The sequence below is a fragment of the Deinococcus misasensis DSM 22328 genome (assembly GCF_000745915.1).
In the GTDB taxonomy this organism is placed as follows: Bacteria; Deinococcota; Deinococci; order Deinococcales; family Deinococcaceae; genus Deinococcus_C; species Deinococcus_C misasensis.
The window spans coordinates 1-25399 of sequence record NZ_JQKG01000037.1; the positions used below are offsets into that span (position 1 = coordinate 1).

At 56.9% G+C, this 25399-nt stretch carries 23 protein-coding genes and 1 pseudogene; 11 read left to right on the forward strand and 13 right to left on the reverse strand.

The window, feature by feature from the left end; genetic code table 11:
• On the forward strand, nucleotides 1-345 hold a 345-nt coding region (locus tag Q371_RS17995; protein ID WP_034342934.1), incomplete at its 5' end, for a transposase.
• 47 nt (nucleotides 346-392) lie between these two features.
• Nucleotides 393-791, forward strand: a complete 399-nt coding sequence (locus Q371_RS18000) for a helix-turn-helix domain-containing protein (RefSeq protein WP_034342936.1) — start codon at nucleotides 393-395, stop codon at nucleotides 789-791.
• A gap of 123 nt (nucleotides 792-914) precedes the next feature.
• On the opposite strand, the gene Q371_RS18005 is transcribed toward Q371_RS18000, so the two are convergent.
• The 9 genes from Q371_RS18005 to Q371_RS18040 all read right to left on the reverse strand — a co-directional run bounded on the left by Q371_RS18005 (nucleotide 915) and on the right by Q371_RS18040 (nucleotide 9953).
• Nucleotides 915-1190 carry a transposase gene (locus Q371_RS18005; protein ID WP_169743883.1) on the reverse strand — a complete coding sequence of 92 codons (276 nt, stop codon included), beginning with the start codon at nucleotides 1188-1190 and terminating at the stop codon, nucleotides 915-917.
• A gap of 104 nt (nucleotides 1191-1294) precedes the next feature.
• Nucleotides 1295-1933, reverse strand: coding sequence for a hypothetical protein (locus Q371_RS18010; protein ID WP_034342942.1), 639 nt, complete (start codon nucleotides 1931-1933; stop codon nucleotides 1295-1297).
• A 9-nt stretch (nucleotides 1934-1942) separates the two neighbouring features.
• Entirely contained in the window at nucleotides 1943-4645 is a 2703-nt protein-coding gene (locus Q371_RS18015; protein WP_034342946.1) for a hypothetical protein, read from the reverse strand.
• Between the two features lie 45 nt (nucleotides 4646-4690).
• Complete coding sequence (locus tag Q371_RS18020) at nucleotides 4691-7027, reverse strand: AfsR/SARP family transcriptional regulator (protein WP_034342949.1); 2337 nt, start codon at nucleotides 7025-7027, stop codon at nucleotides 4691-4693.
• Between the two features lie 158 nt (nucleotides 7028-7185).
• Nucleotides 7186-7353, reverse strand: a complete 168-nt coding sequence (locus tag Q371_RS18025; protein WP_157442795.1) for a hypothetical protein — start codon at nucleotides 7351-7353, stop codon at nucleotides 7186-7188.
• An 18-nt stretch (nucleotides 7354-7371) separates the two neighbouring features.
• Nucleotides 7372-7509 (reverse strand): hypothetical protein, encoded by a 138-nt coding sequence (locus Q371_RS27185; RefSeq protein WP_157442796.1) that lies wholly within the window; start codon nucleotides 7507-7509, stop codon nucleotides 7372-7374.
• 53 nt (nucleotides 7510-7562) lie between these two features.
• Nucleotides 7563-7844, reverse strand: coding sequence for a DUF1016 N-terminal domain-containing protein (locus tag Q371_RS25980; protein WP_051964745.1), 282 nt, complete (start codon nucleotides 7842-7844; stop codon nucleotides 7563-7565).
• 106 nt (nucleotides 7845-7950) lie between these two features.
• Nucleotides 7951-8580 (reverse strand): response regulator, encoded by a 630-nt coding sequence (locus Q371_RS18035; RefSeq protein ID WP_051964747.1) that lies wholly within the window; start codon nucleotides 8578-8580, stop codon nucleotides 7951-7953.
• Nucleotides 8577-9953 (reverse strand): sensor histidine kinase, encoded by a 1377-nt coding sequence (locus Q371_RS18040; protein WP_034342956.1) that lies wholly within the window; start codon nucleotides 9951-9953, stop codon nucleotides 8577-8579. The genes Q371_RS18035 and Q371_RS18040 overlap by 4 nt, the downstream gene beginning before the upstream one ends.
• Nucleotides 9954-10084: 131 nt before the next feature.
• On the opposite strand from Q371_RS18040, the gene Q371_RS28230 reads away from it, so the two are divergent.
• From Q371_RS28230 to Q371_RS18065, 6 genes are all read left to right on the forward strand, one after another.
• Nucleotides 10085-10165 carry a potassium-transporting ATPase subunit F gene (locus Q371_RS28230; RefSeq protein ID WP_084571517.1) on the forward strand — a complete coding sequence of 27 codons (81 nt, stop codon included), beginning with the start codon at nucleotides 10085-10087 and terminating at the stop codon, nucleotides 10163-10165.
• Nucleotides 10166-10235: 70 nt separating this feature from the next.
• Complete coding sequence (kdpA, locus tag Q371_RS18045; RefSeq protein ID WP_034342958.1) at nucleotides 10236-11912, forward strand: potassium-transporting ATPase subunit KdpA; 1677 nt, start codon at nucleotides 10236-10238, stop codon at nucleotides 11910-11912.
• Nucleotides 11909-13948 (forward strand): potassium-transporting ATPase subunit KdpB, encoded by a 2040-nt coding sequence (gene kdpB, locus Q371_RS18050; RefSeq protein ID WP_034342960.1) that lies wholly within the window; start codon nucleotides 11909-11911, stop codon nucleotides 13946-13948. Before kdpA ends, kdpB begins: the two co-directional genes overlap by 4 nt.
• Nucleotides 13949-13956: 8 nt before the next feature.
• Nucleotides 13957-14505, forward strand: coding sequence for a potassium-transporting ATPase subunit KdpC (gene kdpC, locus Q371_RS18055; protein WP_034342962.1), 549 nt, complete (start codon nucleotides 13957-13959; stop codon nucleotides 14503-14505).
• Nucleotides 14506-14510: 5 nt separating this feature from the next.
• The gene (locus Q371_RS18060) at nucleotides 14511-15584 is read left to right on the forward strand and encodes a universal stress protein (RefSeq protein ID WP_051964749.1); all 1074 of its coding nucleotides are present in this window, start codon (nucleotides 14511-14513) and stop codon (nucleotides 15582-15584) included.
• Between the two features lie 386 nt (nucleotides 15585-15970).
• Nucleotides 15971-17254, forward strand: coding sequence for an IS701 family transposase (locus Q371_RS18065; RefSeq protein WP_051964751.1), 1284 nt, complete (start codon nucleotides 15971-15973; stop codon nucleotides 17252-17254).
• A gap of 16 nt (nucleotides 17255-17270) precedes the next feature.
• On the opposite strand, the gene Q371_RS18070 is transcribed toward Q371_RS18065, so the two are convergent.
• Nucleotides 17271-17690: a hypothetical protein gene (locus Q371_RS18070; protein ID WP_157442797.1), complete on the reverse strand. Its 420-nt coding sequence runs from the start codon at nucleotides 17688-17690 to the stop codon at nucleotides 17271-17273.
• Nucleotides 17691-17874: 184 nt separating this feature from the next.
• On the opposite strand from Q371_RS18070, the pseudogene Q371_RS18075 reads away from it, so the two are divergent.
• Both Q371_RS18075 and Q371_RS28235 read left to right on the forward strand, forming a co-directional pair.
• Nucleotides 17875-18755 (forward strand): annotated as a pseudogene (locus Q371_RS18075) (IS5 family transposase).
• Nucleotides 18756-18868: 113 nt separating this feature from the next.
• Nucleotides 18869-19135 carry a COG3415 family protein gene (locus Q371_RS28235; protein WP_425388045.1) on the forward strand — a complete coding sequence of 89 codons (267 nt, stop codon included), beginning with the start codon at nucleotides 18869-18871 and terminating at the stop codon, nucleotides 19133-19135.
• A gap of 139 nt (nucleotides 19136-19274) precedes the next feature.
• On the opposite strand, the gene Q371_RS18080 is transcribed toward Q371_RS28235, so the two are convergent.
• From Q371_RS18080 to Q371_RS18090, 3 genes are read right to left on the reverse strand one after another with little or no spacing between them, the layout of a single operon-like run.
• Nucleotides 19275-20291, reverse strand: coding sequence for a glycoside hydrolase family 5 protein (locus Q371_RS18080; RefSeq protein ID WP_034342966.1), 1017 nt, complete (start codon nucleotides 20289-20291; stop codon nucleotides 19275-19277).
• Nucleotides 20288-20926, reverse strand: a complete 639-nt coding sequence (locus Q371_RS18085; RefSeq protein WP_034342968.1) for a response regulator transcription factor — start codon at nucleotides 20924-20926, stop codon at nucleotides 20288-20290. Before Q371_RS18085 ends, Q371_RS18080 begins: the two co-directional genes overlap by 4 nt.
• Complete coding sequence (locus Q371_RS18090; RefSeq protein WP_084571524.1) at nucleotides 20919-22694, reverse strand: sensor histidine kinase; 1776 nt, start codon at nucleotides 22692-22694, stop codon at nucleotides 20919-20921. The genes Q371_RS18085 and Q371_RS18090 overlap by 8 nt, the downstream gene beginning before the upstream one ends.
• 126 nt (nucleotides 22695-22820) lie before the next feature.
• Here Q371_RS18090 and Q371_RS25985 point away from each other — a divergent pair, with 126 nt between their 5' ends.
• A complete protein-coding gene (locus tag Q371_RS25985) occupies nucleotides 22821-25379 on the forward strand; it encodes a DUF8189 domain-containing protein (RefSeq protein WP_051964753.1) in 2559 nt (852 codons plus the stop codon).
• Nucleotides 25380-25399: the final 20 nt, after the last annotated feature.

A 25399-nucleotide genomic window follows, 5' to 3' on the forward strand; every position in this document is an offset into this window, starting at 1 on the left:
GAGGAGGGTCAGTTCGTGCAGCATGTGGTTTTGCCTGCCAATGAACATGATTTTACGGGTGCCAAGAAGCTCAATGCCCGGTGGGCCGACTTTGGGTGTCCGAAAATCATTGGGGATAAGGCTTACGTATCGCCGGGGATCATCACCCCACCGAAGAAAAATGCCAAAGTGGTGGATGTGCGTTGGAAGCCTGAGTATGGGAAACTCCGGGTGAGCATCGAAAGGGCTTTTTCATGGGTGGTGCGAGTGGGGCTGAGGAGCAGTCAGGTGAAGACGCTCAGGACGCTAAAAACCCGACTGGCATTTGCTTTTCTAGCACACAACCTCAGATTTGCCCACCCCTAAACGGCATAAGAACAATGTTGTCATCTGATTTTCTACAATGAAGGTCCATGGGCCTCCAACTTGAAGCCTTTGAAGCACTTTACGCACAGGGCACTTACAGAAAAGCTGCCGCCTCTCTGGGCCTGACTTCGACCCTGGTCAAAGCCCGGATTCAGGCCCTGGAAAGCACATTGGGAGGACCACTGTTGTACCGTAAATCAGGTCGCCTACGTTTCACCGAACTGGGCTACAACTTCATTGGCGTTGCCTTTAAGGTCCTGCAGGAGGAAAAAAGCTGTACTTGGCTTCACTTTCATAAGGGGATTCCACCCCAAGCCGTGCTGGAGGCAGTTCATCACTGGGAATCAACTCAACCCCCCTGGAGGTTCGTCGGAAGTGGCGCTTCCAGATGTGTAGATTCTGAGTGGCTTGCTACCAAAAAGAAGCCCTTGGTTGAACAACATTGAGCCGAAATGGCTGCATGGGAAACGGGCGGTGATGCCCACTCAGGGCTTGCTTTCTGCGGAGGAGTTGGAGTCTCGGGTGTGTGCTTACTATGGGTGTTCGAAACCAGAGCCTCTTGCACAACTTCATCTGTGATCTTGCGCTAGGGGCAGGGCATATTTCCAATCTGGCCGGGCTTTTACGGCATGTACCGCCTCCCAGTCGGTCAGATTTTCACTGAACTGGAGGATCATCACCAGCAGGAGTCGCCATGGAGGCAAAGCTGGCTTACCACGAGTTGAGTAGAGTTCTCTGAAATCCAGCTGCTGCAAGAAGCCCTCAAATTCATCGCGAAAACGCATGGCGGGAGCGGGCTGGGAAGAAACAGCTTGAGCGACGTGTCGGGTGGTCTTGGGGATCATGGGGACCGGATGAGGTTTCAGAGACATAACCCAGTTTGGAACTTTCAGTGTTTATCTTCTGCCAGATGGGCAACAGGTCGAATTCGCCAACATAGTCGGACTGGTTATTTTTGGCACGTCAAATCAAAACGCACATTGGCATTCTTGCGTACGTTCTCATCCCACACCAACAGCAACTTCACTGGCTGTTCCTTCAAGTCCTGAGGATTTGAAGTGCGACTGGAAACGAACTGTCCTCGGCTGGCTGCACCTGCTGGAATGTCCACACTGAAATCCCTCGCTTCACCCGACAGCACCCGCCCATCCGCATAAACAAAACCCACGCCCTGCAAACCCGAGAAGTCCAGTCGGCTGCTTTGTTTGCTGGCATTGCGCACCTCGGCCTCCAACACCCAAATGGGATCACCATATTCGCTTTCTTGCTTGAGGTCACTGGTCAAGGTGAACCGCCACAGGCCGTTGAAAAGGGTCTGGTTGCTGCACCCTGCGGTGCCTTCCTGTCCATTTGCTCCCCCAGACTGGCTCTGGGTGAGGGTGAGGGTGGTTTTGGTGGCAGTGACGGAAATCCCGAGTTTGCGCAGTTCGCTGGCAGGGATGTATGTCTTGCCGTTGATCACGAGGGCTTTTTCACTGCTGGGTGTGCCGTTGAGGGTGAAGCTCAGGGTGCGCTGCACCTGTTGGGCGACAGCTGTGACGGTAATGAGCAGCACGGTGAGTGAAGCAGTGAGGGTGGTTTTCTTCATGGTTCCTCCTTAAAGTCCGGGTTGGGTGATCGGGCAACTTTGGTCGTCCATCAAAACCTGCATGCAGCCAGGTGAGGTGAGGTGCTGCAAGAGATCCAAAGGTGGCGGGGTGCCTTCAGGTGCGTTCTCTGAGAATTCCACCAGTTGCTGGATCTGCTCACAAGTGAGTGGGCACGTTGCAGAGACAGGGCTGCCATTTGAAGTGCCTGCGTTCCCGTTGAGGGAAGGAGGGGGGGCTGGGGGGTTGAAGCCAGGGACAGTCAGGAATTCTGGCATGACGTTGCCCAGAAAGGCTTTGAGGTTCTCGGCGTAAATGCGTGTGCTGGGGGTGTTGGATGTTTTGAGGGCGTTGCCTTGCCGGTATGCAAAGCCATACGGTTTGATGAGGTTGGCTTCGACGGTGTGGGTGTTGTTCTGGCATGCTGCATCAATGTGGCTTTTGAGGGGACGGTCCACTGGGGGAGGCCACGGCACTGCGCAGAATGAACCTGAGATTTTCGCTTGGAAGCCCAAATCATCAAACTGCAGTACTTCAATGCGGACACTTAAGCTGGGTTTGCTTTCAGTGTCCAGAGGGGAGATGTACAGGGTGCTCATGGGGTCTTCGCTGCTCTGGTTGTTGCCGCCTTGCAGGTGGGCCCGGTACGTGCCGATCTTTCCGTAAGGGATGCCGCCATCCGGAAAGACGAACAAGACATCACCATCTGATTCGATGTTCTCCTGGGGGATGCTCTGGTCTCCCAAGTTTTCAAGTCCGAAAGACACTTCTGCGAAACCCACTGCGAGGGTGTGGATGTCTGTGTTGGTGAGGTTTTGCAGTTGGTTCTGGAGTTGCCCGAGGCCGAAGTCCTGCACCCGGAAGGCGGTTTTCGCAAAATCGGGTTGTAGTCCGGTGGTTTCGGTGCCTTCCATGGGGATGAGTTCCTGTGCGCCGTCTGCTCCGCCAGACATGTTCAGTTGACCGATGGTTTTCTTGCTGACTTGCCCTCCGGGAATCGAGGATTTCGGTTTGGCTTTGAGGGGCAATGTGGTCTGTGCGGTGGTGGCATCCAGTGCGAATGCCAGTTGGGGAATGCTGACTTTTTTGCCCAGCACAGCGTCGGTGGCCTGGACGGGGACCCATGAGAGGATCCAGAGGTATTCAATTTCACTTTGTCCAGGTAGGGCTTCGTCGGCTTCGGCCAGCCAGATGCGTGTTCCAGCCCCTGCGACAGTGAAAGGTTTTTTCAGGCATCCTGGTTGGCCCACCTGCCCGCCACTTTGCACCGTGAAATTCCGGTAACAATGGAAGGCTTTTTTGCTGCGGTTGTAGGCCGTGCCGAGGTGCATTTCGTCGGCCAGTCCGTTTTTCAGTTGGTCCACCATGGGGATCACCGAAACCCTCTGGCCGGACTGCAAACCGGTGACTTTGATGCGGTAACAGCGACCCGAGTAAGGTTCAAGGTTGCTGACGGTTGTTGAAACGCCTTTGGGACCGGAAGGGCTGAGGGTGATGGTTTCACAATTCCCGAAAGCGGTGCGCAACCAGGTGCCCTCGCCCACTTTCGGGAATTTCTCGGTGCCCCACGTGGCGTACTCGGTGAGGAAGTTCGGGAATGCCAGATGCAAACCCCCCGTTTGTCCATCCGGGGTGCTGGGGGTGACTTTTTTGTCTGCGGTGATGATGGCATCCAGGTACTCCAACCAGTCGGGCTTGCCGGGCGTTTTGCGGCTTGAGGCCATGTACCGGGCGAGAATGCCAGGGTTCCCTGCGTGGTAACGGTCAATGATGTGCCTCCAGAAACTGCTCGCCCGGTAGTTGCGCAAGTTGGCCTCGTTGGGTTCACCAGGTTGCGGTAAACTGACCCGGTAGGACCGCAAACTGTGGGCATTGAGGCCCAAACCACTCTGGATGCTGGGTTCGAACACCCCGAAGGCTTTTCGGGTTGCCTGCACCCCCAGAGCGTCAGCGGTGCTTTCCCCAATCCATTTGGGAACAGGGTCGCAGGTGCTGGTTTTTTCTTGATTCACCAAGGTTTGGGCGTTCTGGATGACGTGGGCAAGTTCATGGGCGATCACGTAGTACGCCTGCGCGTCACTCCCGGCCAGCAGGGTGTCCCGGTTGATCACCACAAACGACAACCACTCTGGATCGAGGTTGCCATTTGCGCTGCAGGGGGATGCCGTGTTGGCGATGCCGTCATACTGGGATTCAGGCACCACATACAAACGCACCACCTTGCGGCTTCCTCTGGGGATCACCGGCCCGAGCCTCCAGTTGGCTGGTGAAGTGAACCCCAGCGTGCTGTAATGCTTGAGGGCACTTGCAGCGTAAGATTCATACAGCGCCCGTTTCTCGGCAGGCAAGCAGTCCGCCAGGTTGTTCTTCAGGTTGTACAACACTTCCAGACCCGGAGTGAGGGCAGGCAAGTCCGGGTCTTTCAGGGCGACCATCAAAGGCAATTGATTGAACCATCCCTGATAAAAGTCATCGTAGAAAGCTTGGGTGCCTTCTCTGGCCCCGAAGCCGTAATTGGCTTTGATTTGAACCCAACTGTTGCGGAAGATGTTGATGGCTTCCCCCACCTGAGGGGCAGCCTGAATGCGGGTAGAGGAATGGAAAGGAAACCCACAAAACAATTCCACTTCTGTTGGGGTGAAGGCCGCTGCGGGACCTGCGCACCCCAGCATGCCTGCCACCAGCCACTTGTGAACACGCATCTTGCTGCTCATGCCTCAGGGTACGGAACCGGCGTAGGTGAAGCGTAGGTTGTGGATTCAAAGCAAAGGTTTCTGGTGGTGATTCAAGAATTGTTGTTTGAGGTGTTCAGGCAACCCTTCGGTTTGCTTGAACAGCACCATCTGAAATTGCCCTTTCATTCGCCCGTCCAGGTGGTGCAACAACCGGGCAGCACACACGGAATGCAAGAAATCCTGCTCTGAGAGTGCCTGAAGCCCATGAAGGTTCAATGCTTCCCCGGATCGCCAATGGTGCAGCAGGCAAGCCAATTGGTGCCTTTTTTGAAAGTCAGGGTGTGGGGTTTGCGGTGAACCCAACCAATCCAGCCACACCTTCATCTTCTCTGGGCTTTGCAGGTGAACCAGCACATCCAACCCGAGGTCCCACACCAGTTCCTGCTGTTCAGCGTTTTTTGCCTGTTGCAGCACCTGCCAGATCGGTGCGTCATCCTGGGTGTCGATGGCGTGCAGCAAAGCACGGTACCCTTGCAGCTGCAAGTGGTTGCGGTCCGAAGGGGACCATTGACCTTCCTGAAGGGCCCAGAGCCTCCGGTGGGCGGCTTGCAGGTCTCCGCACAACCATTCGATTTCGGCGAGCAGCAATTCCACCCATAAATGCAGTTCTGCCGACAGGTAATCGTCTCGCAGTTCACTGGCGGTGTTCCACGCGTAACCCAGTTGACCGGAACGCAAGTGCAGGGCAGCCAAGTTGCGGTACGCGGCCTGCACGGTGGGCGCCATGCCCAACCTGGTGCTCAGGGTGACCCCTTCCTTGAACGCCTTGAAAGCCCGTTCTGAATTCCCCAGTTTCTCTGCGGTGGTTCCGAGGTTCACCAGCACCCCTCCCAGCACACTCAAATCCTGCGTGTGACGAGCCAACGTCACGCAGTCCTCCAGGGTCAAGAGGGCGTCTTGCAAAGCCCCTTGCAGACCGTACACCGTCCCAAGGTTGGCCAGCAAACGCACCCGCAAATCGTTTGGAACATCAAACAGCAAACCCTGCGAAAAAACCCTCTGGGCATCAAGGAAACGCCCTGCACGCAAGAAAAGAGCACCTTCAAGGGCACACACCCTTCCCCGCAAGAATTCAGGGACAGGCACTCTGGCCCGGTCCATGCGTCCAAGCACCCCCAGAGCACCCTGAACTTCCTCTTCGCTTTCCAGCACTTTGCCACTGCGCATCAAACCCACCCCTGCTGCCACATGTGCACCCAGTGCAGCAAGGTCACTCTGCCAGAGTGCCGCATGCTGGTGAAGTTCTCTCGCAGCAACCAACAACTCTGGAATGCGCCCCAGTGTTTCCAGAAGTGCGGTTTTGCGAAAAAGCAATTCCAGTTCCCCGCCGGGTTCCGTGCAGCGCAACGCCCGGTCCAGGCACCCCAACGCTTCCATGTTCGCCCCCACCCGTTCTGCTTCAAAAGCAGCTTCGAGGAAAGTGCTCCTGGCTTCTTTGAAGTGCCCGGCCTGTTCCCAGTGTCCTGCCACGGCAGTCAGGAAAACATGCACAGGCATTTTCAACGGTTTGGCATCCAACTGCCTGAGGTGCTCAGCGAGGCGGGCATGCCACAAAGCACAAAGAGGTCCCTCTGGGCAAAGCACCGTCTGGGAAGGACTTGACATCCACAGGGCCACCTCCAACTCAGTGCAACCCAAAACCCTGCTCCACAAAGCTGCACTGCCAGGACGCAAATCAGGCTCCAGCAACGTTTGGGCTTGCGACAACAAAGAAGCAGTGTCGGTTTGTGCACCCAACAATTCCCGGGTGCTTTCCTGAGGGTGCAAACCCAATGCCAGCACATCTTGCTCGAAACGAATGAACAAGGATGTTGCCTGCTCACGCTGCTGGCTTTGCAAGAAGATCCGCATCAAGCGCTGCACGGCATCCTCATCCAGAGGGTCGTCCAGCAACAGGTCAGTGAGCAAACCCACAGCTTCTGTCGGCTGTTCGTTTTCCTGGCACCAAATGGCTTTTGCTCGCCGAACGCGCTGCCTGAATTGATGCAGTCGGTGCTGCTCAGCATCCCTCCACACCTCAAAATCTGGACAAGCATGCACATCCACATCCAGAAAAACCCCTGATGGAATGACTTTCTCTTCCATCAGCAAGTGCACATCACTCTGGGTCTGCAATCGCAGCGACTGACCATCGTCCACAAGCCAATCTGAGATTTCAGGGAGTTTCCGCAAAGCCTGTAAAGTCTGACGCAAATTGTGGGCTTTGCCCGCAGGCCACAACAACCGCAACAGCCTGCCTCTCGGCACCCCCTCGGGGTGACACGCCAAGTAAGCCATGAGCAACAAAGCTTTCTCGCCCAGAGGCAAAAGTTTCCCAGAGATGCGGAACTCGGGTTTCCCGAACAACTTGGCGTGCAGCATGCTGGTATTTTACAAGGTTGAAAGAAGTTGCTTTGAAAGGCATCATGATTCGCCATACTGGAGGCAAGGCCACAGGTCACCTCATGGGACACATTTACACCACACCTGCACCACTGCCAAGGGCTGCAGCATCCCGAGGGTAACATTTTGGACGATCCTCACGGTGAGTCCGTGCAGGGGATAAAGACCTTGGTCCAGTTGAGGAGCATCACATCTCCTTCTTGAAAAAAGGCTTTCTCATCCAGCACGATGTAGCCCTGCTGGGTCCTCAGAGGGGTGTACTTGGTGGCTTCCTCCCCAAAATGGCAACTCAAATCCTGCTGCATGGGAATCACCCACAACGCTCACACTTCTCCTTGCCGGTCAAACAGGCCACTGTCAATCTGGTGGTCCAACACCGCTCTGGACCAGCCGTTCTCAAGGGCAGCCCGGGCTACCACTCTCGCTGAATCGGGTCTTTCAATCGGTCCAGCAGGGTGCATGACCCCACGGCAATTGTGCAGCAACCTGCTGCACAAATTCCTCAGATGTCGCCTCAGCAAACGACTGCATGTACGAGAGGTATCTTGCGGCTGAACCCCTTCATCTCCAGAAAGGCCACCTTCAGATCCCAGGAGAGCCGATCCACCACCTTGCTGCCCCAACCCTGATCGTTCTGGCGGGAGAAAATCTCCCATCCCAACTGCCAGTACAGCACAATCAACTCCCAGTTCACGCTGAGCATCGCCTGGGTGCGGACCTGAAGCACTTTGGATTTCACCTCATTCAAGAAATCCAGGTAAAAGGCATCATCCTGAGAAAGCAACGGGTCCATCATCGGCCCTCAGCATGCCAGAAAACCCCACTGGCTTCCAGTCAAACCCCCCATTCCCACCGCACTGAACCATCCGAAAACCAAAAACCATCCCCCAGACCATCCGGTTTCACAACAAGCCACTGCGCACCGCATTCACCGCCGCCTGCGTGCGGTCACTCGCAGAAAGTTTCACCAGAATGTCCTGCACGTGGTTCTTGACCGTTCCCACGCTGACCGAGAGCGTCAGGGCAATCTCCTTGTTGCTCTGCCCGTCCGCAATGCGCCTCAGGATCTCCAACTCCCGCTCCGTCAAAGACGTTTCAGGCTTGTTGGAGGTCACCACCGCTCGGCCCAGCACCAGGTGGGCAATCTGCGGGTCCAGGTAGGCGCTCCCGGCATGGGCTGCCCGCAGGGCCAGCAGCACCAGTTCCGGCTCCCCGGTCTTCAGGCAGTACGCATCTGCCCCGGAAGCCAGCGCGGCAAACACCTGCTCTGGCATCTGGTGAGCGGTCAGCATCGCCATGCGCACCAGAGGGAAGAGCCTACGGATTTGAGAGGCCGTTTCAATGCCGTCCATCCCGGGAAGCCCGATGTCCAGCAGCACCACATCCACATGGCGGTCCTGCAACTGCTCCAGGGCCTCCTCACCACTTCTCGCCTCAGCGACCACCTCAAAGTCCTGCTGCGCGTTGATCAGGGCCCTGAGGCCATCCCGGGTGAACGTGTGGTCTTCCACCACCAAAACCTTGATTTTCATGCTTGCTCCTCCGGCAACGTGAAACAGAACTCCGTGCGGCCCTCACTGCGGATGTAAGCTAGACGTCCGCCATGTACCCTCATGATTTTGCTGGCCAGGTAGAGTCCCAGTCCACTCCCAGCACCCGCCCCAGCCTTGCGGAACCGGTGAAACAGGTGACCCCGCATGCCCTCCGGCACCCCGGGACCTTCATCCAGCACACCCACCATCACAAAACGCCCCTTGCGTTCCATGCGCACCTCCAGAGTCCCACCCACCGGACTCCATTTGATGGCGTTGTCCAGCAGGTTCAGCACCACCCGCCTCAGTTGCGCCGCATCCCCCAGCACCCAGACGTCCCCGGACAGGTCCTGCTGCACCCGCAGGTGCTTTTCGAGCATCAGGGGCTGCACCTGCAGCAGGGCCGTACCCACCAACCCAGAGAGGTTGACCCTCCCCAGAGGCACACCTTCCCCTTCAATTTCCAGTTTGGCCACCTGCAAGAGGCTCTCTGCCAGAGAAAGCACATCCTGATTGGCCTGAATGCCATTTCTCAGGGCAGACTGGTACTCGTCCCCGATGGGACCATACGTGCCAGACAACGCCAGTTTCATGCTCATGACGTTCGCCAGAATCGGGGTGCGCAAATCGTGCGAAAAGGCATACATCAAATCCCGGATCACCTCACTGCGGTCCTGAAGTTGCGCCCGTTGGCTTTCCAGGGATTCCCGCAGCACCGCCTGCCCGTACAGGGGCGTCAAATCCGACAGCACCTCCTGCACCCACGACACCGACTCCTGCTCTGGCCGGTCCAGCAGTACCACAAACCCCTCCCACGACAACACCCAATTGCCGCTGCGCTCCAAAAGCAACTGGATTTTGGCTGAAGTCCACTGCATCACCGGGGTGCCCACCACCAGACTCTGGTCTTCCCTGAGCACCAGCACCGCACCAGAACGGGTGGCCTCCAGCAGCACCCGCACGGTCTGCGCCAGGAACTGCTCAGGACTCATCACCGCCGTGAACGCATTCAAAATGGAACGCAACTTGCTTTCCCGCTGGGCCCGTTCCTCCTCGGCCTGCAGGAGGGCTGCTTTCAGGGTGGTGTCCTGCATCCGCAAGCTGAGGAACCCCACCAGAAAGAGACTCACCACCACCATCAGGCGGTTGATCAGCGTGGTGAGGCTGTTGCCGTCCTGAAAACCATTGATCACACCTGCCAGGACATTGGCAACGAGCGTCAGGACGGTCATCTGCAACAAGAAGTGCCGGGAAAGGGTCAGGCCGGAAAGCACCAACGGCACATTCAGCAAGATGCCCACCACCAAGCTGCTGTGCGTCACCACATCCAGCACAAAACCAAGGAGCAGAAGCACCACACTGAGAAACCGCATTTCTCTTCCAGTTTAACCCCACAGAAAGCACGCGTCTTGGCCATGTGGCCAATCCACCACGTCAGGTGGCCAGAACCCATGACCATTTGACACCTGCCCAAAAAGCCCAACAGGATGCAATCTGATGGGGTATGAATACCATTCTGCTGCTGTTGTCTGTCCTGGTGGGGGCCTACCTGCTCCTCACCCTGCTGAGGCCTGAGGACTTCTGATGCCAGGCCTGCTGATTTTACTGATCCTGTTTGGCCTTTGCCTGCTGGCCCTGAAAGGCATGGAACAGCCATGACGGTGTACCTCCTGACGTACCTGACGGTGCTGCTGATGGCCTACCCCCTCGGGAAGTACATCTCGAATGCCATGCAAGGAGACAAACACCTTGGCGTGGAAAGGGGCCTGTACAAACTCATGGGGGTGCGTCCAGAGCAAAACATGAACTGGAAAACCTACGGGTTGCACCTGCTGCTGTCCAACCTGATCCTGGCGGTCATCGCGTACCTGATTTTCGTGTTTCAGGGGGTGTTGCCCCTGAATCCTGATGGCATTTCCAGTATGCGCTGGGACCTGGCCTTGCACACCGCAGCAAGTTTCATCACCAACACCAACCAGCAGCATTACTCCGGGCAGAACGCCCTGAGTTACCTGTCCCAGATGATGGGCATTGTGTCGTTGCAGTTCATCACTCCAGCAGTGGGCCTGGCCCTCTTGTTCGCCATCCTCAGGCTCCTGAAAGGCGGACACGGTGAAGAGGTGAATGGCCTGAAATCCTTGGGGAATTACCACGTGGACGTCACCCGAGCCATGGTGCGCATTCTGCTGCCATTGAGCTTTGTTTTTGCCCTCATTCTGGTCTGGCAGGGCGTTCCGAGCACCTTGCAGGGGGCAGTGACTGCGACCACACTGGAAGGGGTGAAGCAGGTGATCCCGGTGGGCCCCGTTGCTGCGCTGGAAGCCATCAAGCAACTGGGCACCAACGGAGGCGGCTGGTTTGGACCCAACGCCACCCACCCGTTTGAGAACCCTACAGGGTTGACCAACCTGCTTTCCACCATTGCCCTGTTCCTGATTCCTACTGCTTTGGTGTTCAGTCTGGGTGAAGTGCTGAAGCAAAGGAAACTCAGCCTGATCACCTTGGGCGTGATGGTCACCCTGTCCCTGGCAGGCTCCATTCCGCTGTATCTGCTGGAAAAAGCCCCCAACCGTGCCTTCGCAGGACTGGCCCAGAGTGCAGCCAACTGGGAAGGCAAAGAAACCCGCCTCGGCATCGAAGCCTCAGCTTTGTGGGCTGCCCTCACCACCCAGACCAGCAATGGCAGCGTGAACGCCATGCACGATTCCCTGAATCCCCTCGCCGGGATGATCCCACAGATCAACATGTTCCTGAACGACATCTTCGGCGGCATCGGGGTGGGTCTGGTGAATTACCTGCTGTTCGTGGTTCTGACGGTGTTCATCGCCGGCCTGATGGTGGGCCGCACCCCGGAACTTTTCGGTCGCAAACTGGAAGCCAGAGAAATCCAGCTGGCCTCCCTGGCGATTTTGCTGCAACCCTTCCTGATCCTCACTTTCACGGCCCTGACCCTCTCCAACCCCAGTCTGTCTGCCAACAGCAACCCCGCCTACCACGGCATCTCACAGGTGCTTTACGAGTACAACAGCGCCTACGCCAACAACGGCTCAGGCTTTGAAGGCCTCGGGGACAACACCTCTTGGTGGAACATCACTTGCAGCGTGGTTTTGATCCTGGCCCGATTCCTGCCGATGCTGATTCCACTGGCCATCGCGGGCATCCTCGCTCAGAAAATCCCTGCTCCGGTCACCTCTGGCACGCTCAGGATTGACACCCCGGTGTTCGCCCTGACCCTCATTTCGGTGATGGTGCTGTTGCAACTCCTCAACTTCCTTCCTGCCCTGACCCTCGGGCACATCGCAGACGCCCTCACCTCTGGAGGCCTCAAATGAGCCAGACCCTCAAACCAGCCCAATCCACTTTTTCAGCAGACCAGATGCAAGAAGCCTTCAAAGGGGGATTCAAGAAGTTCGCCCCCAGGATGCTCGCCAAGAACCCTGTGATGCTGGTCGTCACGGTGGGCAGTCTGGTGACCTTGTACATCACCGTTGCCAATGTGGTGACCGGGCAACCGTTCCTGTATGAACTCTCCATCACGGTCATCCTGGTGTTCACGGTGTGGTTCGCGAACGTCGCAGAAAGCATCGCTGAGGCCAGAGGCAAAGCCCAGGCAAAAAGCCTCCGCTCAGCCCGGGAAGGCACCCAGGCCAGGAGACTGACTGGCCAGACCGAGCAAATGGTTTCCAGTGTGGAATTGCACAAAGGGGACCTGGTGGTGGTTGAGGCCGGAGGAGTCATCCCCGGAGACGGCGAGGTGATTGAGGGCATCGCCAGTGTGGACGAGTCTGCCATCACCGGGGAGTCCGCCCCGGTGATCCGGGAGGCCGGGAGTGACTTCTCGGGGGTGACGGGTGGGACCCGGGTGCTCTCGGACCGCATTGTGGTGCGCATCAGTTCCAACCCCGGCGAGTCCTTCCTGGACCGCATGATCTCCTTGGTGGAAGGGGCATCGAGACAGAAAACCCCCAACGAGATTGCCCTGGGCATTTTGCTTTCCGCCCTGACCTTGGTGTTCTTGCTGGTGGTGGTGACCCTGCCCGCCATCGCAGGTTTTGTGGGGGTGAAGGTGGACGTCACCACCCTGGTTGCGCTGCTGGTGTGCCTGATTCCCACCACCATCGGTGGACTTCTGCCCGCCATCGGGATTGCCGGGATGGACCGTGCCCTGAAAGCCAACGTGATCGCCAAATCCGGCAAGGCGGTGGAGGTGGCAGGCGATGTGGACACCCTGCTGCTCGACAAAACCGGAACCATCACCTACGGGAACCGTCAGGCCACCAGCTTCATCGTGGTGGGTGGAGCAAATCCGAAGGCCCTGATGGAAGCTGCCCTGCTGTCCAGCCTCGCTGACCAGACCCCCGAAGGCAAAAGCATCGTGGCTCTGGCCAGGTCCAGCGGCGTTTCTGCCAGTGAAAAACAGACTGAAGGTGCAGAGTTCATCGAATTCACTGCTCAAACCCGCATGTCCGGGGTGAACCTGCCCGATGGCCGCCAGATCCGCAAGGGGTCCAGTGACCGCATGCTCAAACTGGCCCAGGAGCAGGGCCTCCATGTGCCTGCTGACCTGAAAACGCAGGTGGAGAAAGTTGCCAGCATCGGGGCCACCCCACTGGTGGTGGTTGAGGATCGGCAGATTCTGGGGGTGGTTGCCCTCTCAGACGTGGTGAAGACTGGCATGCGGGAGCGCTTCGCGGAACTGAGGCGCATGGGCCTGAGGACCGTGATGGTCACCGGAGACAATCCCCTGACCGCGCAGGCCATCGCCAAAGAAGCAGGCGTGGACGCATTTATTGCCGAGGCCACCCCAGAAGACAAGCTCAGGCTGATCCGGGAAGAACAGTCTGTTGGAAAACGCGTTGCCATGATGGGAGACGGCACCAACGATGCCCCCGCCCTCGCCCAGGCGGATGTGGGCCTCGCCATGAATTCTGGTACCCCTGCCGCGAAGGAAGCCGGGAACATGATCGACCTGGACAATGACCCCACCAAACTGCTCGAAGTCATCGAGATTGGCAAGGGGCTGCTGATCACCCGGGGGGCCCTCACCACCTTCTCGATTGCCAACGATGTCGCCAAGTACTTCGCCATCCTGCCTGCCCTGTTTGTCACCAGCATCCCCGAGTTGAAAGTGCTGGACGTGATGGGCCTGGGGAGTCCCCAGAGTGCCATCCTCAGCGCCGTGGTCTTCAATGCCCTGATCATCCCTGCCCTGATTCCAGTGGCGCTCAAAGGGGTGAAGTACACCCCTTCGAGCAGTGATGCCTTGCTGGCCAAAAACCTGCTGGTGTACGGACTGGGAGGGGTTTTGCTTCCTTTTGTGGGCATCAAACTGATCGATCTTGTGCTGGCCCTCCTGGGCTGGAATTGAGGATTCACATGTGGACTGCACTTCGTTTTTCTCTGGTCAGCATGCTTTTGTGCGGGGCCGTTTACCCTCTGGTCACCACCTTCACCGGGCAGGCTTTGTTTCCCGATCAAGCTCGAGGCAGCCTGCTGGTGCAAAACGGAAAGGTGATCGGGTCCAGCCTGCTCGGACAGCAATTCACCCGCCCCGAGTTCTTTCAGGGACGCCCGAGTGCTGCAGGGGAGGGTTACGATCCGGTGAATGCCAGTGGCTCCAACCTGGCCTCCAGCAACCCTGCCCTCAGGGGGCGCATTGAGCAAGACAGTTTGCGCCTGCAACAAGAGAATGGGGTGCCTGCAAAGGCACTTCCTGCGAACCTGCTTGCGGCGAGTGGCTCGGGGCTGGATCCCCACATCACTCCAGAAGGTGCCCTCTTGCAGGCGAAGCGCGTCGCAAAAGCCAGAGGCCTCCAGACAGCAGATGTGCGGGAAGTGGTGGAAAAACACATCCAGCAAAACCCCCTCGGGCCAGACACCGTGAATGTGCTGGACCTGAACCTCGCCCTGAGCGAAGTGAAGTGATCTGAGTGACCCCGGACGAAATCCTCTCGAACATCCAGCGTGAACGCAGAGGTCACCACAAAATCTACGTGGGTATGGCCGCAGGGGTGGGCAAAACCATGCGCGCCCTTGAAGACCTGCGCTCCCAGATTGCGTCTGGACACGACGGTGTGATCGGGGTGCTGGAAACCCACGGGCGGGAAGACACCCTCAGGGCCGCTGAGGGCCTCCCGGTCTTCCCGAGGCTGCAACTCCCCTACAAGGGCATGGCCCTGCAGGAACTGGACCTGCAGGGCCTACTGGACCGCAAACCTGAGGTGGTGTTGATTGATGAATTGGCCCATTCCAACCCTTCTGGGATGCAGCACTCGAAACGGCATCAGGATGTAGAAACCCTGCTGGCAGCAGGCATCGACGTGATCTCCACCGTAAACATCCAGCACCTGGAAAGCCTGAACGATCTGGTGTTGCGTCTGACCCGCGTGAAAGTCAAAGAAACCCTGCCAGATGGAGTGCTCAGAGACGCCCAGGAGATTGTCTTTGTGGACGTCACCCCGCAGACCCTGCAGGAACGCCTGAAACAGGGGAAAATCTACCGACGCGAGAAGATCGAGCAGGCCCTGACGAACTTTTTCACACTGGACAACTTGATGCTCCTGCGTGAACTGGCCCTCAGGAACGTGGCGGACACCGTGGAAGTTCCGGAAGTCAGCCTGATCAAAGAGCGGATTCTGGTGGCCGTAACGCTCGCCCCATCTGCCACCACCCTGATCCGCCGGGGATCCCACATGGCCAGAAGGCTCAAAGGGGAACTGTTTGTGGTGCATGTGCGATCCCATGCCCCTTCCAGAGAGGAAGGTCAACGCATCGGGGGCCTCAGAACCATCACGGAAACACTGGGGGGACAGTTTGAGGTGCTGCAAACCCCGCGCAGCATTGCCCCCACCTTGATTGATTTTTGCTCCAAGCACCACATCACCCAGATCATCCTCGGGGAGAGTGGCAGGTCCAGATGGGAACGGCTCTTGCATGGATCAATCATCGACCGGATTTTGCGTGGAACCCAGCAGGTGGACATCCATGTGGTCAGTCACCGCTGACCGGAAAGGGGCAAGCATGATCAACACCGTTGACCTGACTTTCACCCCATGTGCTCCAGCGGTGGCTGAATTGCACATTACTGGCCGGAGTGGGTGTGGGTATTACCAGGGCCTGGCCCTGCAGGTGTGCCTGCTGCACGAGGCGCAATTCCAGGTGTGGTGGCTCAGGCAGGGCACCGCCCTTCACTTGCAGGGCGTCTTGCGGTCAGAATTCCGGGGGGTTCATGGGAGTTGGTCAGACTTGCCTGCGAGGTTTGCCGCATCTCTCCTGAAACTCAGGGATGCATTCAGAGTCCTGCCTCACCTGTACTTGACTTTCAATACAGTTGCTAACTGTACTCTGGGGATATTCAGGGAAGTCTCTAGATGGAGGCACAAAATGAGGAATGAAACCCCTCTTTCCAAGATGGTCCAGACACTTTACCCAGTGGTTTCAGGACTTTGAGCCCCACTACCCCTACAAAGCACAAAGGCACTGGTCTGCCACCTACATCAAGGGATTGTGTAGTCCTGCACATCGAAAAAGCATGCAACCTCTCTCAGATCTGTTTGCACCCGGAAAAGCAGATTGCGTCCAGCACTTCATCACCGACAGCCCGTGGAAAACAGAACCGCTGCAACACTTGATCGCCCAGAAAGCTGGCGAACTTCTGGGTGGAGAACAAGCCGTTCTCATTGTCGATGACACCTGCCTCACCAAATATGGCCGTCATTCCGTTGGAGTGGCCCGACAATACTCAGGCCAGGTGGGAAAGCTCACCAACTGCCAGTGTCTGGTTTCCCTCACCCTAGCCAGAGATGAAATCTCCGTTCCTGTCGCCCTGCGATTGTTTTTACCCAGGGAATGGACCGAAGACCCAATGCGTTGCCAGAGGGCTAAAATTCCTGCTGCCGACCAAGAGTTCAAACCCAAGTGGCGGCTGGCCCTGGAAGAGTTGGATCAGCTCAAAGACCATTTGACCTTTGGTGTGGTCCTCGCAGACGCAGCCTATGGAGCCAATGCACAGTTCCGGTATGAACTGACCCACAGAGGCTTGCACTGGTCCATGGGCGTTCCACGCATCCAGAAAGTCTATCCCAGAGATGTAGAAGTCTACCCTGTGGCCCCACGCAACACCGGACGGCCACCAAAACACCCCCTGACCAGTCATCCTCGTGAAACCATTGAAAAGGTTCTGGACAGTGAAACCTGGCATCACGTGGTCTGGCGACAGGGGACCAAGGGACCCCTGCAGGGGAAATTTGCTGCACGTTATGTCTGTCTGGCGGATGGTCCACAAAACAGTTCTGCTTGCCATTTACCGGGCGAGCGGGCCTGGATCATTGGGGAAGACCGGGGATCAGAAAAGAAATACTACGTGTGCAACCTACCAGAATTCACTTCTTTGCAGCGATTGGTGGAGGTTTTGAAGAAGCGCTGGGCCTGTGAACTCAGTCATCGCGAATTGAAGCAGGAGGTCGGACTGAGCCATTTTGAAGGACGCTCCTGGCTGGGCCTGCAACACCATTGCGTGCTTTGCTTGCTGGCATTACTGTTTTTGCAAAGTTTGCGTGTGGCAAACATCTTGTCTGGAAGAGCACAGACTCTTCCTGCCATTCGTTTGGTGATGACTCAGATTTGGTGTGGTGGCTGCTGCACTTTCTGGAGATCGCTGTGTCGAAGCCCTTGAATGGTCAAGGTTAATGTTACTGATCCAACAAATAACGCTCAATCTGGAGTTGCAACATTTCGATATGATCTTCTTCCTCTAACGAAAGCATCTCCTCCCTGATGACATAGTTTCTGTTTCGGATGTGCTCAATGAAATTCGTAGGAAGGCGAAGGTGATGCTTCTTCACCCTGTGACCAAGACTGATGGGCCAGATGAAAACACCATCACTCTGGATGGCGCCATTCTTCCCAATGATTTCTCCACACAGAGAGCACACCAGCGGCCGACCTGAAACGGGGAGCATCACGATGGGTGTCTCTTGGAGATAATTCACCAGCAACACCAGATCTTCAGGACACCAATCTGGATCTTGAACCTGCTCCAACGGCAACCAACCAAACCATTGAAAACGCCACCCTGCAAGGATGGTCTCAGGACTTTCTTGGGGATTCACCTGGATAGCTTATCGCAGAAAAGGCTCGACAGACTCTGGATGAGTCTTTCCAAGCTTGAATAGCCCCAGAGTACAGCTAAAGGGTGTTTTGAAAGTCTCTGGCAGAAGATTCTCCTGATTTTACCTCGCCCTTAACTGGAAAAAGTGCCACTGTAGTCCACTGGCACTTTTTTTACGCTGAGCCATGAAAAGCCAAAGTTTCACCAGTGATCTGACCGATCAAGAATGGAAAATTCTGGAACCTCTGGTCCCACCCGAAAGTCACATGGGGCGACCCAGGAAGTGGTCTCTGTGACACATCCTCAATGGCATTTTCTACGTGCTCAGAGGTGGCATTGCCGTCTTGGGCAAAACGGCACCCAGAATGGGGCCTGCCCGCTGGAGACTTTTACCCTTTAACTTTCCCCCATGGCAAACAGTCTACGCTTATCATCGTAACTGGAGAATCAAAGGCCTCTGGGAAAGCATTCATACTGCTTTACGCGAACAGGTGCGACTTCGGGAAGGCAGAGAACCCACCCCCAGTGCGGGAATCATCGATAGTCAATTGGTGAAGACCACCGAAGCTGGAGGACCCAGAGGCTATGACGGCGGTAAAAAGGTCAATGGTCGAAAACGCCACATCCTGGTCGACACTCTGGGGCTGATCCTCAAAGTGGTGGTGCACGAGGGCAATCTGCAGGACCGTCAGGCCGCTCCCAAGGTCTTTGCTGGTCTCAAACCTATCTTCCCACGAATGCAGCACGTCTGGGCAGATCAAATTACAGGGGTGACCTGATCAAGGCAATCAAAAACAAGCTGGTCTGGACCATTGAAATCGTGAAACACCCTTGGACAGGTGTCAAGCGAGTGTGGCTGCCCAAAGATCAAGTTCCACCTCCACAGGTGGAGGTCCCAGAGGGCTTCGTGGTGCTGAAACGCAGGTGGGTGGTCGAGTGAACTGTTGCTTGGCTGGGAAGGTCCAGGCGCATGGCCAAAGACTACGAATGACTTCCAGCGACTTCAGAGAACCTGGTCTTTGAGGTGATGATTCGTTTGATGCTCAAAAGGCTGGCGAAATCATGAGGCTATTGCGTGTGGAATTGGAAAAACGCCGAATGCGTTTTATCGAACGTTTCCAGCAAGAGAAATTTCATGGGCCCACCTGGGCCAAAGACTTTGGGGTTTCCTGACACACCATGTATTTGTGGAGGCGGACCTACTTGCTGTCTGGAGAGCCAGCCCTCAAGGGGAGGATTTCCAAGGGACGTCCCAGACGACTTTCTGCTCTCCAGGAGAAGTTGGTGCAGCAGTGGCTTGCTGATCCAGATTCTCCTGTTGGACCCAACTGGACGCCTTTGATGGTACGAGAAGCGATGGGCACAGAGTTTGAGGTGTGGTACCATCCGTGCCACATGTACAAATTGTTGGCCCTCTGGGGATGGGCTCACCACTTGCAGTCATGAAAAAGCGAGGGTAACCCTTCTCCCAACAAACTTTCAAAACACCCTTTACGTTAACCCCTTCTACGTCCACTCAATCAGAATGCGACTTCATGTTGCAACGTTCCATTGGTCCAGCTACCCTGATCGGTGATTCTTTGACTCAAGGTTGAACGCCGTATTCTCCATCCCACGCCCACACCGCATGGGGGATCTTCAAGCTTTCGGTGACTTCCTGCACGTCACCAAGCCACCGCTCACGGTCTGCCCTTGGGGCGTTTCGGTGCACACCATAAGCCCCGAGCATCACCTGCACGCCGTTGTGTTTGGCCCAATTGGAGACCTCTTGGAGTTCTTGTAAGATGGTGTTCTTGTCAAAACCCTCATACTGTTTAAGCCTTTGCAGGGCACGTTCTTGCTGTTCTGCTGGCACGTTTTTCAGGAGGGTTTCAATGGAGAGCTTGCTGGCCGGATAAGGCACATTTTTCAAATTTGGGGTGTAGGGGTAAAGGTCGGTGCCTTGCTGGGTGAAGATGTGCCGTTCAAAGTAATGAAAGGTGTAGATCACCGCTGCATCGTTGACTTGCTCCAGTTGCTTTAAGGCCTCCATGCCCGAGTAGCACAGCCCGGAGAGCACCACCGTGATGTTGGGGTTGCCGCGCCGGATGGCTTTCAGCATCTCCCCTTGCATGCCGTTCCAGTCGAATGCTGAGGGTTCACAGTCGTCCCTTGTGGGGTCGTGGGGCTCGTCCATCGGTTCGAGGGCCGCGTGGGACTGTCCTTTCAGCAGGGAAGCCATTTTCTCTAAAAACGCCAGATAGACCGGGTAGGCATTTTCTTTCTGCAGAACCGGCAATTTCAGGGTGTCTTCTTCAGGAAACACGTCCAGCACCACCTTGAGTTGTTGCTTTTTGGCAGCTTCCAGCAGCAATTTCAGGCTTGCAGTGGCCCTTTCACTCTGGTCGTCCATGAAGAACTGCGGGTTGATGGGCACCCGCACAAAATCAAATCCAGCATCCCTCACCTCTTTCATGACCTGCAGGCGGTCCGTATCCAGAGCTTCAAAAGGTGGGTACTGGAGGAGACCTTCCAGATTCACCCCCCGGTTGAAGGAGAGGATCTCGGGTTCGGGACTGCATCCAACCAGCAGCAAACACAAAGCGACCCAGAGCGGTTTCAAAGTCCGGCCTCTCTGGCACGCAGGATGGCTTCGGTGCGGGTGGTGACTTGCAGTTTCGAGAAAATGCTGGTGATGTGGTTGCGGATGGTTTTGTCGGCCACTTCCAGTTTGCGGGCAATGTCCGGGTTGGAGAGCCCTTTGGAAATCCACTGCAGGATTTCCCTTTCCCGTTCGGTGAGTTCAGGGAACAGGTCCGGCAGGCTGCGGGGCCTTTGAAAGAACCCCATCAGTTTGCGGGCGATGCTGGGCGCGAACAGGGCTTCACCGCGTCCCACCGCATGGATGGCCCGCAACAGTTCTTCATGGTCGGCCCCTTTGAGGATGTACCCTCTGGCTCCGGCTTTCATGGCCTCGAACACATTGTCATCATCATCGAACATGCTGACCACCAGAATGCCCATCTGGGGGCTGTTTTTGAGGATTTCACGGGTGGCGGTGATGCCACTGACTTCCGGCATTTGCAGGTCCATCAGCACCACCTCGGGTTGATGCAGCAACGCGAGGTCCACCGCTTGCCGTCCGGTGTGCGCCTCGGCGACCACTTGCAGGTCAGGCATGATGGACAGCAGGGCTTTGACCCCTTCGCGGAACAGTTTGTGGTCATCGGCAATCAGGACACGCAAAACTTCAGTCATGTGGGCCTCGCAAGGGCAGGGAAACACTTGGAACATCCAGCGGGAAAACCACGTGCAACAGGGTGCCGGGGGAAAGGTTCTCCCAGAGCAGATTCCCGGAGAGGGCTTCGGTGCGTTCGCGCATGGAGGCTGAGCCCACGCCAGCCACCCGCATTTCGGGCAGGCCTTTTCCATTGTCCATGATCCTCAGGTGCAAATGCTGTGCTTGCACCGTCACCTGCAGTTCGCACTTTGTGGCATGGGCGTGTTTGATCACGTTGGTGAGCCCTTCCTGCGCAATGCGGTACACCGCAACCTCCAGAGCAGCACTGAGGGGAGGGAACGAAGAAGGAAGCTGACAGGAGGTGGTCAGTCCTGCTTCCTTGCAGCGCTCCAGCAGTTCCAGCAACGCCTCCGCGATGCCCAGATCGTCCAGTTTGGGTGGGCGCAAGTCGTACACCAGACGCCTGACGTCCTGCACCAGTTCCTGACTGTCGGTTTTGAGTTGCAAGAGGGTGTTTTCCAGCATCTCGGGACGAAGTTTGGCTTGCAGGCGGGCCGCTTCCAGTTTGAGGCCCAGTCCGGCCAGAGCAGGACCCAGCCCATCGTGCAGGTCGCGCCGGAGGCGTTTGCGTTCTTCTTCGGTGGCCAGCACCCTTTGCTCTCTGGCCTGCTGCAGTTGCTTCTGGAGTTGCAGGGCGTGGGCAGCGCGGGCCAGTTGTGTGGAAAGGTCCTGAAGCAAGGTGACATCCCGGCTTTGCAGTTGACCTTTTCCGCGGCCAGACACCCGCAATTCCCCCACCTGCTCTCCCTGCACCACCATGGAAAACCCCTGCTGGGGGCCCCAAGGCATGCCACTCTCCAGCGTTTCACCGTTTAAAAAGTGGATGCTGGCATGGGGCAATTTCAAGGTGAGGCGCAAGACATCGAGTGCTTCTTGCAGCAGCACCTGAGGCTCTCTGGGCTGCGAAAGTTTGTCTTGCAGGGCTTGCATCACCCGGTAGGGATCGTCCCTATCGCCGTAAAACAGTCGGTTGACTGCTTTTTGCAAACCCAGTTGCAGGGGCTGCACCAAGAGCGCGGTGAGCACCGAAGCCAGCACCAGAGAAACCACTTCGCCCAGAAGTGCAGAGAGCCCGCCCACCACCAGCACGTACAGCAAAGCGATGCTGCCGCTCAAGAGCACGAACACCGTGGCCCCATTCAGCCAGACTTGACGGTGTTTCATCCAGCTTTCCAGCCAGAGCAAGGAGGCCCTCAGAAAGACCAGCAGAGACACCAAACTGGACAGGGCCGGAAGCACCAGTCCGAACAGGTACACGCCAAATTGAGGCAATCCCAGCACAGAAGCCGGGTAGCGCACATCGCCCATGTGAACCCTTGGGGTGAGGAGCACCTGCAGGGCCTCAATGCCCAGCCATACCAGCATCGGGAAGAACAAAACCCGCTTCCATTCAGGATGCTTGAAGAGAAAAACCAGTTGCACCCCTCCCAGCAGCAAAACCAAGGTTCCCCCTTGCAAAAGGGCGTGGTCCCAGAAGGCGGCCAGTCCTCCCAAAATCACCCACATCAGGCCCAGAAGGGGTTGTTTTTGCTGGGCAGCCATCCCTGCCACAAGTCCGAACAACAGGGCGGTCAGGGCGTCCAGAGTGACCCGCAGTGTGGAGTGCTCGGGTTGCCAGACCGGGCTGCCCCGGCTGTTCCACACCACCTCCAGCCAGTGGGGATGCCAGCAGAACACCACCACCAGCAGGGCAAAAATCGGGTACAGCCAAGGCAGGGGTTTCATCTGTCTCAGTTTGACGGCTTTGCTGTCCCATTTTCCAGAGGTGCCCTGTCCCAGAAGTCTGGGACAACCTGGCCTCAAGACTTCAGGACAAGGGTTTTTCTACCCTTGAGGCAAACAGGAGGTCCCATGAAACGTTGGATGCAAAAATGGATGGGGTTTGGACTGGTGTTGTTGGTGTCATGGGCAGGGGCCCAGAACCCCGAGTCTCTGGGGGGTCAGATCACCGACACCCCCAGTTGTGTGAGCACCAAACCCAACACCCTGTCGTGCTTTGTGCGGGGTGCAGCAGGAGACCTGCACCAGAAAAGCTGGAAACCGGGCTGGTCGGACTGGAAACCCCTGGGAGGAAAGTTTGTGGAGGCCCCATCTTGCACCAGTTGGGGAGCGGACCGCATCGACTGCTTTGCCAAAGGCACCGACCAGACCTTGCAGCACCTGTGGATGGAAGGGGAACAGGTGGGCCAGTGGGAATCTCTGGGAGGGGGACTTTCCGCAAGCCCGGAGTGCCTGTCCACCCAGAAGGATGAAGTCACCTGCCTTGTGAAAGGGCTGGACGGGGCAGCATATCAGAAAAGCTGGCAAGGGAAATGGTCCGACTGGAAGCCTCTGGGGGGCGTGTTTCTGGACACCCCGGATTGCGTGTCGTGGGCCGCTGGGCGCATCGACTGCTTTGCTCGGGGAGGGGACCGCCAGCTCTACCACAATTACACCGATGACACGCAGAACTGGCATGACTGGGAAACCCTGGGAGGAGACCTCACCAGTCGGGCGTCTTGTGTGACGGAAGGCGTCAACCGACTGTCCTGCTTCGCACGGGGAGGGGACCGCGCACTGTACAAAATCCACTGGAATGGAGAAAGGTTCTCAGGGTGGGAGAAACAGGATGGGGCTCTGGCCTCCGATCCCGAGTGCGTGCAGGGTTTTTCAGGCCAAACCGATTGCTTCTTTGCGGGCGATGGACGCACCTTTGACCGTCTGGCAGTGCCGGGCATCGGAAAATGGGTGCTGAAGCCGCAAAGTGGATCACCGACCGGAAAAGTGAACTGCCTGTCGTGGGGGCAAGAGCGCATCGACTGCTTTGCCAGAGGGGAAAAGCAGGACCTGCTGCACTGGTGGTTTGATGCCCCTCTGGTGAACACCCAACTGAAGGTGGGAGAAATCCAGATCCAGTTGCCTCCCTACCCCACCGGGACCACCTCAGCGCAGGCGTTTTTTCAGGCTTTGCTGGCCGGACCTGCTGCCAAGCCCATCAAGAAAAACCCCTCAGCCACTGGCCTGCAAGATTTGGAGAGCCGCACCGAAACCCAGAGCACCCCCAACGGCAACCAGTTGTGTCAGGTGCGCCGGGTGAGCTTCAACAGCAACCCTCAGGAGTTCGTGACTTTCGAGGGGTCCATGAACAACCTGTGGCTCGGGAACCTCGCGCAGGAAAACGGCCTCAAAGGGGGAAGTTACAAAAGCCTGAGCGTCCCCACCAGCGAACGGAAAAACCTGGTGCTGTACCTCGGGGGCCTGAATTTTCCCGGCAACCGTGAAGTGGTGGAGGCTTCCCCAGCGGGGGTTTCGGCAGGACTGGGAAGTCTGGTTTCACGCTTCAAAAGCAGTGGATTGCAGGCCGGAGCAGGCATCCTGTACAGCAAAGTCACGATCAGTGACAGCCTCGAATCCTCCATGCTGCAAGCCGGATTCAATGGCTCATTCTTGATGGGCAGCGTGAACGCCAGCATCTCCAAACGCTACACCAGCAAACGCAACAAAGTGACTGGACTGTTCGTGCAGAAAGTCTACAACGTGGCCCTTGACCTGCAAGGCCAGAGTCCAGCGGTGGGCCTGCTCGGGAACACCCCGGTTTCCACGCTGGAAAGCCTCGGGGCCAGCAAGGAACTGTCTTACTCGAACGTGCCCGCTTACGTGTCCAACATTGCTTTCGGGCGGATTGTGGCACTGACCATGGAATCCAATTACACCGAAAGCCAGATGATCGCGGCCATCGAAGCGTCCTACTCCGGGGTGTTCACTTCGGTGCAAGGCAACCTGAAAACCGACCTGAGGAAAGTCCTTTCTGAAAGCAGCATCGAAGTGAAAGTGCTCGGAGGGGACGAGGAGTCCGCCAAGCGCCTGCTGCAAACCGGACGTTTCGCCGATTACTTCAGCTTGCCAAGCACCCCCATCGAAACCTACCGTCCCATCGCCTACACCCTGCGTTACCTGACCAACGACGATGTGGCCGCCATCAACAAAACCACCGAATTTGAAATCAAAGAATGCTCGGCCAGCAGCGTGGCCCTGCGTCCACAATTCCGCTTCACCCTGTTGATTCCCGACGATGACACCTACGACGACCTGTACGGCACCATCACCGTGGATGGGGTCAAGCTGTATGACGTGCCCGAGGAACGCAACACCCCGGTTTACCCCTTGCAGACCGTGATGCTTTCGGACGCTCTGGGGGACCGCACCTACAACGTGAATTTTGGTGAGGACCAGTTCATGCACATCAACGGCCTACTGATGGACCACGACGCTGGCCCCAACGACCGGGTGGCCAACTGGGACCTGAATTTCAACTTGCGTGAGGTCGCAGACGCCTACCAGAGAGGGGCCGCGTTCTTCGAGAAAACCTTCGTGTCCACGGGCGAAGCCGACAGTCTGGTGCACCTGATTGTGCGTTTCGACTTCAAGTGACGTTGTGTGAAAGGAAAAAC